Consider the following 14299-nt stretch of genomic DNA (forward strand, 5'->3'; position numbering starts at 1 on the left):
CTCAGGTGAGCACGAACGACGGGCCCGGCGTTCCCCCGGAGCAGTCTCCGGAGCGGACCTCTGTCTTCCGGGCCGATTTCCTGGCCGACATGGAAGGCCAGCAGGAGTCCGCGCCGGCCGCCGAGGCACCGGTGCAGGGCGTCGACGCCCTTCCGCCGGGTTCCGCCCTCCTGGTCGTGAAGCGCGGGCCCAACGCGGGCTCCCGCTTCCTGCTCGACCGCGACACCACCAGCGCGGGACGGCACCCCGACAGCGACATCTTCCTCGACGACGTCACGGTTTCCCGCCGCCACGCGGAATTCCGGCGCGAGGGCGGGGAGTTCGTCGTGATCGACGTGGGCAGCCTGAACGGCACCTACGTCAACCGCGAGCCGGTCGACCAGGCCGTCCTCGCCGGCGGCGACGAGGTGCAGATCGGCAAGTTCCGCCTGGTCTTCCTGACCGGCCCGGGGCACGGGGGCCAGGGGGCGCAGTGACGGCGGCCGGGCAGCCCGGTCGTCAGGAGGCCCGGCGGGACGGGTTGAGCATCGGGGCGGTGCTCGCGCAGCTGCGCGGGGACTTCCCCGATGTCACGATTTCCAAGATCCGCTTCCTCGAGGCGGAAGGCCTGGTCCGCCCGGGCCGCACGCCCTCGGGATACCGGCAGTTCTCGCCCGCGGACGTGGAACGCCTGCGGTACGTGCTGTCGGCGCAGCGCGACCACTACCTCCCGCTGAAGGTCATCAAGGAGCAGCTCGACGCGGCCGACGCGGGCGCGCAACCGCCCGCGCCGGTCCCGGCGGCCCCCCAGCTGCCGCGGCGGCTCGTGCCGCTCGGCGACGGGAGCGATCCGGCCGGACTGCCCGCGGCGGCGGACTTCGAGACCGGGCCGGACACCCGGCTCACCCAGGAAGACCTGCTGGACCAGGCGGGCATCGACGACGCGATGCTGGCCGAGCTGTGCCAGTACGGCCTGCTGCGCCCCGGCGCGGCGGGTTTTTTCGGCCCGGAATCGGTGCTGATCGCGCGCACCGTCAAGGCGATGACCGAATTCGGGCTCGAACCGCGGCATCTGCGCGCGTTCCGCGCCGCGGCCGACCGCGAGGTCGGCCTGCTGGAGCAGATCGTGACCCCGGCGTACCGGCATCGTGACGCGGACGCGAAAGCCCGCGCGGACGAGGTCGTGCGCGAGCTGGCCGCGCTGTCGGTCACGCTGCACACGCTCCTCGTCAAAGCCGGCATCCGCGGGGTCGCCGGCGATTGACCCCGCATGCCCGAGACGCGGTTTTCGTCACTTGTCAATGACTGAACCTGAGCGCCGGGATGCCGTACCGTGAGAGACGGTTCGCGAGACCACGAACCGAGAAAGTCCGCTGCGAGCGAGCACAGCGCCCGGATGACGGGTAGCGTCGGAGACAACGGTCGTCAGCCGTCGCCAGCGCTGCGGCCCGTGTGCACGAGAGGGAGGCGAAGCCCGATGAGCGAGATGCGCGTCGTCGGAGTGCGGGTCGAACTGCCCGCCAATCAGCCGATCTTGTTGCTGCGGGAGACCGAGGGCGAGCGGTACCTGCCGATCTGGATCGGCTCGGTCGAAGCCACCGCGATCGCCCTCGAACAGCAAGGCGTCCGGCCCGCCCGGCCGCTGACCCACGATCTCCTCAAAGAGGTCATCGGCGCGCTCGGCCGCGAGCTCGAGCAGGTCGTGATCACCGACCTCAAGGAAGGCACGTTCTTCGCCGAGCTGGTCTTCGACGGCGACATCCGGGTCTCGGCCCGCCCGAGCGATTCGGTCGCGCTGGCGCTGCGGATCGGCGTCCCGATCCACGCGGTCGACGCGGTGCTCGAGGAAGCCGGGCTGATCATCCCGGACGAGCAGGAGGACGAGGTCGAGAAGTTCCGCGAGTTCCTCGACTCCGTGTCCCCGGAAGACTTCCGCGGCGCCGACACCTGACCGGCCCCCTGCCCGGCGGCGTCCCGCCGGGCAGCGTTCACCGCGCGGTGGCGCGGGCGAACAGGTCGGCCAGCTCCCGGCCGTAGCGGTCCAGGTCGATGGCCGGATCCGCGGCGTACGCGGCCGCGACCCCGTCGATGGCCTGCGCGATCGAGAGCGCCGCGATGTCCGGCGAGATGTCGCCGAACGCTCCCTCTTCGCGGCCTTGTTCCAGCTGCCGCCGCAGCGCACCGGTGCGCAGCTGCCCGACCATGACGCCGGTCATCGCCCAGCCGTCGCGGTCGTCGGCGTGCGCGGCCATCTCGACCAGCACCCGCTCGCAGTGCGGATAGTCGCGCAGGAACGCGACCGAGGTTTCGATGTACGCGCGGAGGTTCCCCGGCCGGTCCGCCGGGTCGAGGCCTTCGCTGCGCCGGCGCAGGTATTCCGATTTGGTCTCGGACACCGTGCTCAGCACCGCCTGCATGAGGCCGGCCTTGTTCGTGAAGTGGTACGAGATCAGCCGCGTGCTGCTGAGCCCGGCCCGCTCCTTGATGCGCGCGAAGGTGGTGCGCGCGTACCCGTGGTCGGCGATCGTGGCGATGGTCGCGCCGATGATCTGCGCCCGGGTGGTCGCCTCGGTGACGCTGAGGCCGAGTTCGGCTTGCGTGTCGATGCTTACCTGCATGAGTAATAAGTTACTCGGCTGAGTAAACCAGGGCAATCCCGTACGGCGAACGGGCCAAAGCCTCGACACGGGCTTGAGGGGCGCCGCGCGTCGCGTTGACCGGGTCGCGGCGCAGCCTTACCGTCAAAGGCGGTAAATCGCCACGATGTGATTCGCCGACCCGGCGCGCTCGTGGCAGTTTTCCCCGGCCGATCCCGATCCTGGGCTCGACCGGCCTGTCGAACGCCCCGCCGCGAGGCCGGGCGAGGGGAGGCTTGCGGTGGTCGAGGCTGGTCGTCCGGAGAAACCCGCCGGACCTGTCGCCGACGGCGAGCAGGGCGAGCTGTTCCCCGACGCCTCGCTGCCCGACGAGCTGGTCGGCTACCGCGGTCCCGCGGCCTGCCAGATCGCCGGGATCACCTACCGTCAGCTGGACTACTGGGCGCGCACGAAGCTGGTCGCGCCCAGCATCCGGACGGCGCACGGTTCGGGGTCGCAGCGGCTCTACTCGTTCAAGGACATCCTGGTCCTCAAGGTCGTGAAACGCCTGCTGGACACCGGGGTCTCGCTGCAGAACATCCGCGTGGCGGTGGACCACCTGCGCGTGCGCGGGGTGCGCGACCTGGCGAAGGTCACGCTGTTCTCCGACGGCACCACGGTGTACGAATGCACGTCGCCGGAGGAGATCGTGGATCTGCTCCAGGGCGGCCAGGGCGTGTTCGGCATCGCGGTGAGCGGGGCGATGCAGGAGATCAGCGGCACGATCCACGAGTTCCCGGCCGAACGCGCCGACGGCGGACTGGTCGAGGCCGTCGTGCCGGACGAGCTGACGCAGCGCCGCAACGCCCGCCGCACGGGCTGATCTTCCTCCGCGCTAGACTGGGCGCGCGATCGACGATCCCGCGCGGGAGAGACCGGACCGGGCATCCCCGGCCCGGCGCCGAAGGAGCAAGTCCTCCCCGGAACCTCTCAGGCACCCTGGACCGCGCGGACGAGACGCCTCTGGAAAGCGCATCGGCAGGAGACCACCAGCCGGTGCCGCCGACGGTGCAAACCCGGCTATCCACGCGGGTGAAACTCTCAGGCGCCCCGCGGGGTACGGACAGAGTGGGGAGGGCCACGCCTTCGCGCGTGTGCGCCGGTGAGGTTCAGACCTCCCGGGTGGTCTGAACCTCCAGCTGTGGTCAAGACCACATGCCCGGCGGTTTTCGGCGCGTCAGCCCGGCATCTTGTCCAGGAAGCCGTGCACCTTGGCGATCCGGCCGTCGGCGATCTCGACCACGTCGAAGCCGATCGCGATCGGGTCCGGGTCGCCCGGAGCCGACAGGTGCCACTGGAACCGCGCGAGATCGTGGTGCGCGTCCGGCTCCGCGGGCAGGCTGAAGACGAGCCCGGCGAACTGCGCCTGCGCGCCGCCGATGAATCCGTCGATCTCGTCCTGTCCGGCGACCGCGCCGAGAGGGTCGGTGTAGGTCGCGCCCGGCGCGAAGACCTCCGAGACGAGCTGGCGGCGCCGCTGCGGGTCGGTCTCGTTCCAGACGTCGACGTAGCGGCGGGCGAGGTCGGCGGCGGTCGGGGCGATGGCGGTCATGACGGGTTCTCCTTGTGTCGGCCGGGTTTTCGGTGTCCCGGTTTCGGTAGGGCCAAGCCTGGCGGAGGATCGGCGGCTGGTCGATTACCCGGGAGGTAACCGGCTGGCCGTGCTAAACCGGGGCATGGACTACGGCCGCCTGACCATCGACGGGCAACTCGAGAAGTTCCGCGAGATCGCGACTCGCAACGACCTGGTGCCGGAAGTGCTCGGCCGCGCGGCGGCCCTGGATCTTCCCGGCTGGTACCTGACCGCGGGCTGCCTGTGCCAGACCGTGTGGAACGCGGTGACCGGACGTCCGCCCGCCGAGGGCATCAAGGACTACGACCTGTTCTACTTCGACGATTCCGACCTCAGCTGGGAAGCGGAGAACTCGGTGATCGAGGAGGGTGCCCGGCGGTTCGGGGATCTCCCGGCGACAGTGGAGATCCGCAACGAGGCGCGGGTGCACCTCTGGTACGAAGACCACTTCGGCATTCCGTGCGCGCCGTACTCGTCCACCGAAGCGGCCATCGACTCGTTCCCGTCCGCGACGTCTTGCCTCGGGGTCCGGCTGGGCAGCGAAGGGGAGTGGCGGGTCTATGCGCCGCACGGGTTCGCCGACGTCTTCAACCTCGTCGTGCGGCCCAATCCCGGGCACGCGCCGCGGAGCAGCTACGAGGCGAAAGCCCGGCGCTGGCAAGAACAATGGCCGGAGCTGACCGTCCTGCCGTGGCCCGGTTGACGCACGCCTCGAAGATGGCGTACTTTCGATACGGGACAGTAGCGTATCGAAAGTGGGCGCAGGTGTCGGAGTCGTCAGGAGTGGGCAGGCCGCGCGATGTCCGGAGGGATGTCGCGATGCACGAGGCGGCCTTGGCGTTGCTGACCGAGGTGGGCTACGACCAGCTGTCGATCGAGGCGATCGCGGCCCGTGCGGGCGTGGCCAAGACGACGATTTACCGGCGGTACCGCGACAAAGCGGCCTTGGTCGCGGCGGCGGTGGAGCAGCGGCAAGGGTCTGCTCCGCCCGAGCCGGGAGGCGGCGGACTGCGGGAAAACCTGCTGGCCGTCGTGCGGTGGCTGGCCCGGGAGATCGCCGAGCAGGAGATCGGGGTGCTGGGCGCGCTGTTCGCGGGCATGCGCGGCGATCCCCGGTTGGCCGAAGAGATGCGCCGCATTCTGCGCCGGGACCAAACGGCGATGACGGATCGGCTGCGGGGCGAAGAGCTGGCGCCTGGTGCGGCTGAGTTGTTCGCCGAGGTCGCGCCAGGGGTGATCGTGCATCGGATCGTCTTCGCCGGACAGCGGTGCGACGACCGGTTCGTGCGGCATGTCGTGGACGACATCCTGCTTCCATTGCTGCGGAAGGGAATCCGGACATGATCGTGATCATGGGGGCGACCGGTGCGCTGAACGGAGCGACAGTGGAGCACCTCCTCAAGCGGGTTCCGGCGGAGGAGATCGGCGTCAGCGTCCGGGATGTCGCCAAGGCGCGGCACTTCGCGGACCGAGGCGTGCGGGTGCGGCGGGGTTCCTATGAGGACCCGGCAGCGCTGAGGAATTCGTTCGAGGGGGCGGAAAAGGTTCTCCTCGTGTCCTCGAACGATCCGCACGCGGACGGGGTCAGCCTGCACCGTGCGGGCATCGAGGCGGCGGTAGACGCTGGAGCGCAACGGATTCTGTACACCAGCCATCAGAATTCCCGCATGGACACTCCGTTTCCGCCGGGGCCGGAGCACGCGGCGACCGAGCGGATTCTCGCCGAATCCGGGGTCGCGTGGACGGCGCTGCGCAACGGGTTTTACGCGCACAGCATCGGCTGGCTGCTCGGGAACTGGCGGGAGGACGGGGTGATCACGGCCCCGGCGGACGGCCCGGTTTCCTGGACCGACCGGGCTGACGTCGCCGAAGCGGCGGCGGTGATCCTTGCCGGGAACCGGGCGTTCGACGGTCCGGTGACACTGACCGCGCGGCAGGCGGTGACGTTCGACGACGTGGCCGAACTCGCGTCCCGGGTCAGCGGACGCGAGGTGAAGCGGGTAGTCGTGGACGACGAGGAGTGGACCGCGGGCGAGCCGGAGGAGATCGCGCGCATGAAGCTCACGATGTTCCAGGCCTCTCGCCAAGGCCACTTCGCCGAGACGAGTCAGGTGCTGGCCGAACTTCTGGGGCGCGAACCGCGCGGAATTACGCTGTAGACCCGAAAAAACTCGCGGCAGAAGGTGCGGAACGTTTCGGCTCGCCGGGTCAACCGCGCGCCCTCCGCGCGGGCGAGCACGACCGGTGTTGTCGGGACTCGCTCGCGCAACGGGCGTACGGCGAACGGTGTGCCCTCGACGGAAAGTTCCAACGGCGGGCGCTGCACCGACAGCGTGTAGCCGAGACCCCGCGCGACCAATGCGCGGGCCAGCTCGAAACTCGTCGTGCGATGCGCGACGGGCATCGGGAGGCCGACGGCGGCGAAGACGTCCCGGAAATAGCGCTCCGACGGCGGTACGTCCAGCAGGATGAACGGCTCGTCGGCCAAGGCGCGCAATGAAACCGTCTTGCGGCGCGCCTGCGGATGGTCCGGCGGGAGGAGCACGCTGGGCGGCTGGTCGTACAGCTTGTCCACCGCGATTCCGGGCACGAGATCTTGCCGGTACAGCACGGCGAGGTCGCAACGGCCCTCCAGCAGGAGACGCTGCAGGTCCGGCAGGGTGCCTTCGACGAACGTGACCTCGACTTCCGGGTGCTGGGCGCGGAAGGTCGCCAGCGCGGCGGGCACGTGCAGCGGCGCGAGGGGCGTGTAGCAGCCCAAGTTCAAGCGTCCGGCGAGGTCGTGGCCGAAGTCGCGGGCGGCGGTGCCGAGTTCGGCGACCGAGGTGAGCACCGCGCGGGCCTCGCCGACGACCTGGCGGCCGGCGTCGGTCAGCGCGGTCGTCCGGCCGGGGCCGCGCAGGATGAGCTGCACGCCCAGAGTCCGCTCCAGCGAAGCGAGCGCCAGCGAGACCGCGGACTGCGACACGTGGCAGCTGTCCGCGGCCGCGGTGAGGCCGCCGGTGTCCGCGACCGCGACCAGATACTCGAGCTGGCGCAACGACGGATTCATGAGCTCAGCTTATGTCCTTTACCAGAAATGTGAACTGGACCGATGACCGGTGCCGCGGCAGGGTCGAGACATGACCCGGCACCAGCACCCGTTCGTCCCGTACGCGCCGCCGCGGCTGTCCCCGGAGGAAAGCCTCGCGCGCGGGCAGGAGCTGTACCGGCTGCTCGACCGGCGCCGGTCGGTCCGCTGGTTCTCCCCGGACCCGGTGCCGCTCGAGGCGATCGAGACCGCGGTGCGGATCGCGAACACCGCGCCGAGCGGGGCACACCACCAGCCGTGGACGTTCGTCGCGACGGCCGACCCGGACGTCAAGCGTGCGGTCCGCGAGGCGGCCGAGGTCGAGGAGCGGAAGTTCTACCGGGAGCGCAGCGCGCCGGACTGGCACGCCGCGCTCGCCCGGCTCGAGACCGATGAGCACAAGGAGTTCCTCGAGATCGCGCCGTGGCTGGTGGTCGCGTTCGCGCAGAAGAGCACGCCGCTGCCGGACGGTTCGCTGCGGAAGAATTACTACGTCAACGAGAGCGTCGGCATCGCGTGCGGCATGTTCATCACCGCGCTGCACACGATGGGTCTCGCGACGCTCACTCACACGCCGAACCCGATGGGCTTCCTCACCGAGGTCTTCCAGCGCCCGGCGACCGAACGCCCGTACATCCTGTTCCCGGTCGGCTATCCCGCGCCGGACTGCGAGGTGCCGGACCTCGAACGCAAACCGCTCGGCGAAGCGCTGGTGGTGCACGGCGCCGTTACCTCGGGGGTAATGGTCTCGCGACCGGCGACGCCGTAGCGTCGTGCGGGTGACGACCACGGTGAAGGCCCCGATCGGCGAACTGCTCCGGGAATGGCGCGACCGCCGCCGCATCAGCCAGCTCGACCTCGCGATTTCCGCGGACATCTCGACGCGCCACCTGAGCTTCGTGGAGACCGGCCGGTCCAAGCCGAGCCGCGACATGGTGCTGCGCCTGGGCGAGCACCTCGACATCCCGCTGCGCGAACGCAACCGCCTGCTGCTCGCCGCGGGCTACGCGCCGGCCTACGGCGAGTCCGACATCGGAGCGCCGGAAATGACCGTGATCCGCGAGGCCGTCCGGCGGCTGCTGGCCGGGCACGACCCGTACCCGGCGGCGGTCGTCGACCGCGGCTGGAACCTCGTCGACGCCAACCTCAGCCTCGGCGTGCTCACCGAAGGCGTCGCGCCGTCGCTGCTGACCGGCCCGGTGAACGTCCTGCGCGCCACGCTGCACCCGGACGGGATGGCGCCGCGGGTGCTGAACCTCGGGGAGTGGCGGGCGCATCTGCTGGGCCGATTGCGCCGTCAGGTCGAGCAGACCGCGGACGCCGGGCTGGCGGAGCTGCTGGAGGAGCTGCGGGGCTATCCGTGCGACGACGAGGTCCCCGAGGTGGAAATCCCCGGCCCCGGCGACATTTTCGTGCCGTTGCGCTATCTGCACGGCGACGTCGAGCTGACGTTCTTCAGCACTGTCGCGACCTTCGGGACTCCGCTGGACGTGACCGTCGCCGAGCTGGTGATCGAGTCGTTCTATCCGGCCGATCAGGCGACCGCGGCGTTCTTGCGCGAGCGCGTGACCGGCTGAGCGCCGCTACGATCGGGGCTATGCGGGCGTTCGTGGTGACCGGACCGGGGGAGGCCGGACCGGCCGAGGTGCCGGAGCCGGTCGCCGGGGTCGGCGAGGTCGTCGTCGACGTGGAGCGGGCCGGGGTGTGCGGCACCGACGTCGAGTTCTTCACCGGCGAGATGCAGTACCTCGCCGACGGGCACGCCCGGTACCCGATGCGGCTCGGCCACGAATGGTGCGGCACGGTGTCGCAGGCCGGTCCTGGTGTGCATCCGGCGTGGGTCGGTCGCCGCGTCACCGGCGACACGATGCTCGGATGCGGGGAGTGCCGGCGGTGCCGGAGCGGCCGCCAGCACGTCTGCGCGGACCGGCAGGAGGTCGGCATCCGCGGCGGCCGGGCGGGGGCCCTCGCCGAACGCCTCGCGGTGCCGGTGCGCTCGCTGCACGAGCTGCCGGACGGGGTGGATCCCGTCGCGGGCGCGCTGGTCGAACCGGGCGGCAACGCGTGCCGGGCCGCCCGGGCGGCCGCGGGCGAGCGGGTGCTGGTGCTCGGCCCGGGGACGATCGGGCTGCTCACCGCGTTGTTCCTGCGGGCCGCGGGCAGCGAGGTCTATCTGGTGGGCGCGACGCCGTGGTCGGTGGAATTCGCGCGCGGCTTGGGTTTTTCCGCCGGGACGAGCGTTCCGGAGCCGCCGTTCGACGCGGTGGTGGACGCGACCGGCGATCCCGCGTCTCCCGCCCTCGCGGCCGAGGTGGTCGAACCCGCGGGCCGGATCGTCTGCATCGGACTGTCCGGGCGGCCGAGCATGCTGGACACGCGGACGCTGGCGTTGAAGGACGTCACCGCGATCGGCGTGCTGAGCGGGTCTCCGGGGCTGGAGCAGGCGATCGACGCGTACGCGTCCGGCGAGGTGGATCCGCGGCCGCTGGTGGCGGCGACGGTCGGGCTGGGCGAGGTCGCGGCGGTGCTCGGCGGGGAGCGGCCGGCCGGCGCGCCGAAGATCCACGTCGACCCGCGCCGGTAACTGGGTTGCTTGGCGGGTGCGAAAACGAAAAGGTCGGGACATGAGCGCCGACCTGACGTTCCGCGAGCCGACCGAAGACGACCACGCGCGCGTGCTTGCCGCGCTGGGCCCGTGGTGGGGCGGGTTGAAGGGCGAAGCGGGCGCGAAGGAGCGGGCGCTGCTGGTGCCCCGCCTGTACTTCCAGCACTTCACCCCGACCAGCCGCGTCGTCGAGCGTCCGGACGGGGCGTTGGCGGCCTTCCTGATCGGCTTCGTCTCGCAGACCGACCCGGCGACCGCCTACATCCATTTCGTCGGCGTCGACCCCGCGTTGCACGGGCAGGGGATCGGCCGCTCGTTGTACGAGTGGTTCTTCGAGCGGGTGCGGGAATTGGGCGTGCGGAAAGTCAAGTGCGTCACCAGCCCGCAGAACACCGCTTCGCGGGCGTACCACGCCCGGCTCGGGTTCGAGGTGTCCGACGTGCTTCCGGACTACGACGGGCCCGGGCTGGACCGGGTCGCGTTCACTCGCGGCCTGGCCGCCGGCCCAGCCTGACCCGGTCCCTCCGGGGCCTGCTCAGCGGGCCTCGATGACGGTCTGGAACTGTTCGGCGGCCCGCTCGACCTTCTTCTGCGGGTCGGCCAGCAGCGACGCGACCGCCTCGCCCAGTTTGCCCGCCGGGGGCCGGTATTCGAGCGAAATCTCCACGCCGGTGCGGCCGTGGCCCTTGTCCTCGAACCGGACGACGCCGGAGTTGCGCACGTCCGGATCGGCGTCGTCCACCGTGGTCCAGGCGATCTTGCGCGGCGGCGCGTCCTCGACGATCCGCGCCTCCCACTCCACTGTGGACCCCGCCGGTCCGTCGACCTTCCACCGGGTGCGCGTCCCGTCCTGGTCGACGGCTTCGACCGACCGGACGTCGGAGAACAGTTCCGGCAGCCGGGTCAGCGGCCGCCACCAGTCGTAGCACGCCTGCGCGGGAGCGTTGACCTCGACGTAATGCGCTGCAGCAGCCATGGCACCTTTCCTCGGGAATTCAGCGGAATCTTGCCGAGTTCTCCGGCTACCCGGCCCCTCGGCGGGACAAACCGGCGCTTCCGTTTCCGCGCGGGGGGAATCGCCGGACGGGGGTCAGTCGTCAGGAAGGCTTCGCGGACCGGCGGAGGTGTCTTCCGGGAGCTGTCCGGCCGGACTGCCCTGCGGGTACTGGCCGCGGGCGCGTTCCCCGGCGGTGCCCGTGACGCCGAGGACGATCAGTCCGATCCCGAGGCCGAGGTGCAGCCAGTCGTCGGCGTGGTCGAGGGGGACGAAGTTGGCGGCGCTGTGCTTGTCGATCGCGGCATGCCGACGACAAGGGCGGCCGCCGCCGCGAGCAGGCCGCCACCTGGACCGGCCGCCGGGAAGCGGTGGTCTCGTGCTGGGAGACGGAGGCCCGGCTACCCGGCGGCGAGCGGGGCAAACGGCCGGGTCGACCGCTGAGACAGCTTCGGAACTACGGGAAAGAGGCGCCTTCGCAAGCGAGTCCCGTTGTGCTGCGCGGATTTCCGCCTGCGGTCCAGCCGGAGAGATCGGCTGCGCCGACGTTCCTGGTCAGCGTCGGGCGAACGCTTCCTCTCCGGCCCGCGCCCGCGCCGGCTCCAGGAGCGAGCGCTGCCGGTCCGCGCGGGCGAGGAGGCCGTCGAAATCCACGGCGGCCAGCCGTTTTCCCAGGTTCGCCTGGTCCCGCAGGGTGGTCCAGAGGATTTTCTTGCCCTCGATTCCCATGGCCAGCGCCTCCAGTTCCCAGAACCGGCTCAGCGGCGAGGACGACGCGATCCGGCCGTTCGGCTTGAACCGTCCCAGCCGCTCGGCCGCGAACGCGAAACCGGTCTTGACGGGATTCGCCCGTACCGGCACCGCGCGCATGATTCCGCGGAACGTCTCCAGGTCCTGCGCGATCGCCGACGCCACTTCCCGCAGCGGCACCTCGAATTCGGTGCCCCGGTTGTTGCGGGCGGCGCGGCGCGCCAGCTCGCGCCACGCCAGTCCCATGGCCAGCTGGTCGTTGAGATAGATCCCGAGCAACGTCTCCATGCGCGCGGAGATACCCGGCACGGTCGCGGGCAACCGGGGAGCGGCGGGCGCGGCTTCTCAGCTCTCGACCAGGGCGGCCAGCCGGTCGAGGGACTCGCGCAGCTGCCGGTCGACCTCCTCGGCCGGTTCGCCGCCGTGGTTGCGCGGATCGTCGCCGAGGAAGGACAGGTGCAGCGTCGCGTAGCTGGTGCCGCCCTCGGCGGACGCGACCTGGAGCCAGCCGCTGTAGTCCGGGCTGCCCCGTCGTCCCCACTCGAGCCGGAGCTGGTCGCGGCGTTCCCGCAGGAGCCCGGGTTCGCCGGTGGAACCGGCCACGTCGACGTCGACGCCGGGCGGTTCCGCGGGGTGGACCCGCACGGTGCCGGGCAGCCAGCGGTCCAAAGAGGACCGATCGGCCGCGGTGCGGAACACGGTGCTGGCGTCCGCGTCGACCCGTCGTTCGCATTCGAATTCGGCCATGGCGCATCACTCCCCGGAGCCGACGAGATGGTCTCGCAGTTGCTGGCAGGCGTCCGCGCAGCCGCGGCAGGCTTCCGCGCACAGCGCGCAATGCCGGTGGCGGGCGGCGTGCCGCTCGCATTCGTCGGCGCACGCTCGACATGCTTGCGCGCAGGCTTGAAGCAGCGTGCCGACGACGCTCTGCGTCCCGGTCCGGCGGGAGAGCACTCGCGCCGTTGTGGCGCAGAGGTCAGCACAGTCGAGATCGGTGCGGATGCAGTGGACCAGACTGGCTGGATCTCGTTCGGACAGACAGGCATCGGCGCAGACCGAGCACGCGCGGGCGCAGGCGAGGCATTCGTCGACGCAGTTCGCGATGGCCGCCGGGTCGAGCCCGCCGAGCTGCTCGGGGTGGCTTTCGATCAAGGGCAGCGTCATGGCGTCTTCTCCTTTCGCGGGACGGCCGGCCTCAGAGGCAGGGGTGGCTTTGCTCGTCCCGGACGGTGACCCATTGCCAGCGGGTGAATTCCTCGAGGTTGACGAACGCGCCGAACCGGCTGCTCCCGCCGGAATCGCCGATCCCGCCGAACGGCGCGAGGGTTTCGTCGTTCACGGTCTGGTCGTTGACGTGGATCATCCCGGCGTGCAGCCGGTCGCCGACCGCGCGGGCGCGAGCGGAAGATCCGCTGTGGACTCCCGCGACGAGGCCGTACGGCGTGGCGTTGGCCAGGCGGACGGCCTCGTCGTCGTCGGCGAACGTGGTGACGGCCGCTACCGGGCCGAAGACTTCCTCGGTGAAGGCGGCCGCGTCGGGCGAGACGCCGGCGAGCACAGTCGGGCGGACGAACAGGCCGTCGCGGTCGCCGCCGGCAGTGACTTTCGCGCCCGCGTCGACCGATCGGCGGACGACGTCGTCGATGTGGTCGGCCTGGCCGGAGGTGATGACCGGGCCGAGATCGACGTCCTCGCGGGGATCGCCGACCCGGAGGCCGTCGGCGAGGCGCGTGAGCTCTTCGACGTAAGCGTCAGCGATCTCCTCGGCGACCAGGTGCCGGCCCACAGCCATGCAGACCTGGCCCTGGTGGACGAAGCTGCCGAAGGCGCCGGCCGCCGCGGCGGCCGGGATGTCGGCGTCGTCGAGCACGACGAACGCGTTGTTGCCGCCGAGTTCGGAGACGAACTTCTTGAACCCGCCGGCCGCGGCCTTGGCCAGTTCGCGCCCGACCGGGGTCGAGCCGGTGAAGGAAATCATGTCGATGTGCGGGTCGTCGGCGACGGCGGTGCCGAGCTCGCTGCCTTTGCCCGGCAGCATGTGCAGCACGCCCGACGGAAGTCCGGCCTCCTCGAAGAGGCGGGCGATGACGACGCCGCAGCAGATCGCGGTGTCGCTCGCGGGTTTGAGCAGCACGGCGTTGCCGGTCGCCAGCGCCGGGGCGACGGAGCGCAGGGCGAGGACGAGCGGGAAGTTCCACGGCGCGATCACCGCGACGACGCCGAACGGGACGCGCCGGGCGATGCTCGTGCGGCCTTCCTGGGTGGTGGGCAGCAGCGTGCCCCACGGCGCGCTCGCCAGCGACGCGGCTTCATGCAGTTCGTCGAGGGCGAGGTCCAGTTCGAGCTCGACCGCGGTGGCCGTCTTCCCCGCCTCGCGGGTGAGCCAGCAGGCGATCTCGTCCCGGTGCTGTTCGAACAAGGCCGCCGCGCGGCGCAGGACCCGGGCGCGCTCGCGGTAGTCGGCGTGCGCCCAGTCCTGCCCGCGCTCGGCCGCCCTGGCCGCGGAACGGGCGAGGTCGCCGGCGGTGGCCGTGCCGACCTCGCCGAGTTCGTCGCCGGTGGAGGGTTCGGTCGAGGCCGCCGCCGCGCCGGTGCGCGTCCACTCGCCGGTGAACACCCGGCCCGACCAGCGGCCCCGGTCGTCGAGCAGTCCCACGTCCTGTCCTTTCGTCCGGGTACGCGGGTCGGCTAC

At 71.2% G+C, this 14299-nt stretch carries 20 protein-coding genes and 1 riboswitch; of the genes, 11 read left to right on the plus strand and 9 right to left on the minus strand.

Annotation, left to right across the window (positions count from 1 at the left end; all coding sequences use genetic code 11):
* Positions 1-5 precede the first annotated feature (5 nt).
* The 3 genes from garA (at position 6) to H5411_RS01180 (ending at position 1930) form a co-directional block, all read left to right on the plus strand.
* Entirely contained in the window at positions 6-476 is a 471-nt protein-coding gene (gene garA, locus H5411_RS01170; protein WP_009078859.1) for a glycogen accumulation regulator GarA, read from the plus strand.
* Complete coding sequence (gene ftsR / locus H5411_RS01175) at positions 473-1243, plus strand: transcriptional regulator FtsR (RefSeq protein WP_167442090.1); 771 nt, start codon at positions 473-475, stop codon at positions 1241-1243. The genes garA and ftsR overlap by 4 nt, the downstream gene beginning before the upstream one ends.
* 213 nt (positions 1244-1456) lie before the next feature.
* Entirely contained in the window at positions 1457-1930 is a 474-nt protein-coding gene (locus H5411_RS01180; RefSeq protein ID WP_009078856.1) for a bifunctional nuclease family protein, read from the plus strand.
* A gap of 37 nt (positions 1931-1967) precedes the next feature.
* On the opposite strand, the gene H5411_RS01185 is transcribed toward H5411_RS01180, so the two are convergent.
* Positions 1968-2597, minus strand: coding sequence for a TetR/AcrR family transcriptional regulator (locus H5411_RS01185; RefSeq protein ID WP_101440253.1), 630 nt, complete (start codon positions 2595-2597; stop codon positions 1968-1970).
* A 259-nt stretch (positions 2598-2856) separates the two neighbouring features.
* Between H5411_RS01185 and H5411_RS01190 the strand changes: the two genes are divergently transcribed.
* The gene (locus tag H5411_RS01190) at positions 2857-3438 is read left to right on the plus strand and encodes a MerR family transcriptional regulator (RefSeq protein ID WP_101440252.1); all 582 of its coding nucleotides are present in this window, start codon (positions 2857-2859) and stop codon (positions 3436-3438) included.
* Positions 3439-3471: 33 nt separating this feature from the next.
* Positions 3472-3572: riboswitch (glycine riboswitch) on the plus strand.
* A gap of 220 nt (positions 3573-3792) precedes the next feature.
* On the opposite strand, the gene H5411_RS01195 is transcribed toward H5411_RS01190, so the two are convergent.
* Entirely contained in the window at positions 3793-4167 is a 375-nt protein-coding gene (locus H5411_RS01195; protein ID WP_101440251.1) for a nuclear transport factor 2 family protein, read from the minus strand.
* Between the two features lie 124 nt (positions 4168-4291).
* Here H5411_RS01195 and H5411_RS01200 point away from each other — a divergent pair, with 124 nt between their 5' ends.
* The 3 genes from H5411_RS01200 (at position 4292) to H5411_RS01210 (ending at position 6347) form a co-directional block, all read left to right on the plus strand.
* Positions 4292-4891 (plus strand): nucleotidyltransferase family protein, encoded by a 600-nt coding sequence (locus H5411_RS01200; RefSeq protein ID WP_101440250.1) that lies wholly within the window; start codon positions 4292-4294, stop codon positions 4889-4891.
* 116 nt (positions 4892-5007) lie between these two features.
* A complete protein-coding gene (locus H5411_RS01205) occupies positions 5008-5532 on the plus strand; it encodes a TetR/AcrR family transcriptional regulator (RefSeq protein ID WP_244194884.1) in 525 nt (174 codons plus the stop codon).
* Positions 5529-6347: an SDR family oxidoreductase gene (locus tag H5411_RS01210; protein ID WP_101440249.1), complete on the plus strand. Its 819-nt coding sequence runs from the start codon at positions 5529-5531 to the stop codon at positions 6345-6347. Before H5411_RS01205 ends, H5411_RS01210 begins: the two co-directional genes overlap by 4 nt.
* Here H5411_RS01210 and H5411_RS01215 read toward each other — a convergent pair.
* On the minus strand, positions 6296-7240 hold the full coding sequence (locus H5411_RS01215; protein ID WP_101440248.1) for a LysR family transcriptional regulator: 945 nt from the start codon (positions 7238-7240) through the stop codon (positions 6296-6298). The two genes, H5411_RS01210 and H5411_RS01215, sit on opposite strands and share 52 nt — an antisense overlap.
* 70 nt (positions 7241-7310) lie before the next feature.
* Between H5411_RS01215 and H5411_RS01220 the strand changes: the two genes are divergently transcribed.
* Genes H5411_RS01220 through H5411_RS01235 form a run of 4 tightly spaced genes read left to right on the plus strand, consistent with a single transcriptional unit; the run spans position 7311 to position 10377 of the window.
* Positions 7311-8027, plus strand: a complete 717-nt coding sequence (locus tag H5411_RS01220) for a nitroreductase family protein (RefSeq protein WP_101440247.1) — start codon at positions 7311-7313, stop codon at positions 8025-8027.
* 4 nt (positions 8028-8031) lie between these two features.
* On the plus strand, positions 8032-8835 hold the full coding sequence (locus H5411_RS01225; RefSeq protein ID WP_183122698.1) for a helix-turn-helix domain-containing protein: 804 nt from the start codon (positions 8032-8034) through the stop codon (positions 8833-8835).
* A gap of 20 nt (positions 8836-8855) precedes the next feature.
* Complete coding sequence (locus tag H5411_RS01230) at positions 8856-9842, plus strand: zinc-dependent alcohol dehydrogenase (protein ID WP_101440246.1); 987 nt, start codon at positions 8856-8858, stop codon at positions 9840-9842.
* Positions 9843-9882: 40 nt separating this feature from the next.
* Positions 9883-10377 carry a GNAT family N-acetyltransferase gene (locus H5411_RS01235; RefSeq protein WP_101440245.1) on the plus strand — a complete coding sequence of 165 codons (495 nt, stop codon included), beginning with the start codon at positions 9883-9885 and terminating at the stop codon, positions 10375-10377.
* Positions 10378-10398: 21 nt separating this feature from the next.
* Here the strand turns inward: H5411_RS01235 and H5411_RS01240 are convergent, their stop codons facing one another.
* From H5411_RS01240 to H5411_RS01260, 6 genes are all read right to left on the minus strand, one after another.
* Complete coding sequence (locus H5411_RS01240; RefSeq protein WP_101440244.1) at positions 10399-10839, minus strand: SRPBCC family protein; 441 nt, start codon at positions 10837-10839, stop codon at positions 10399-10401.
* Between the two features lie 114 nt (positions 10840-10953).
* Complete coding sequence (locus tag H5411_RS49205) at positions 10954-11391, minus strand: DUF4383 domain-containing protein (RefSeq protein ID WP_376772077.1); 438 nt, start codon at positions 11389-11391, stop codon at positions 10954-10956.
* A 21-nt stretch (positions 11392-11412) separates the two neighbouring features.
* Positions 11413-11895, minus strand: coding sequence for a hypothetical protein (locus H5411_RS01245; protein WP_183122699.1), 483 nt, complete (start codon positions 11893-11895; stop codon positions 11413-11415).
* 57 nt (positions 11896-11952) lie between these two features.
* Positions 11953-12354 carry an SRPBCC family protein gene (locus tag H5411_RS01250; protein WP_101440242.1) on the minus strand — a complete coding sequence of 134 codons (402 nt, stop codon included), beginning with the start codon at positions 12352-12354 and terminating at the stop codon, positions 11953-11955.
* 6 nt (positions 12355-12360) lie between these two features.
* The gene (locus H5411_RS01255; RefSeq protein ID WP_101440241.1) at positions 12361-12771 is read right to left on the minus strand and encodes a four-helix bundle copper-binding protein; all 411 of its coding nucleotides are present in this window, start codon (positions 12769-12771) and stop codon (positions 12361-12363) included.
* Positions 12772-12802: 31 nt separating this feature from the next.
* Positions 12803-14263 (minus strand): aldehyde dehydrogenase family protein, encoded by a 1461-nt coding sequence (locus H5411_RS01260; protein ID WP_101440240.1) that lies wholly within the window; start codon positions 14261-14263, stop codon positions 12803-12805.
* Between the last annotated feature and the right edge of the window lie 36 nt (positions 14264-14299).

The sequence above is a fragment of the Amycolatopsis echigonensis genome (assembly GCF_014174495.1).
GTDB classification, from domain to species: Bacteria; Actinomycetota; Actinomycetes; order Mycobacteriales; family Pseudonocardiaceae; genus Amycolatopsis; species Amycolatopsis echigonensis.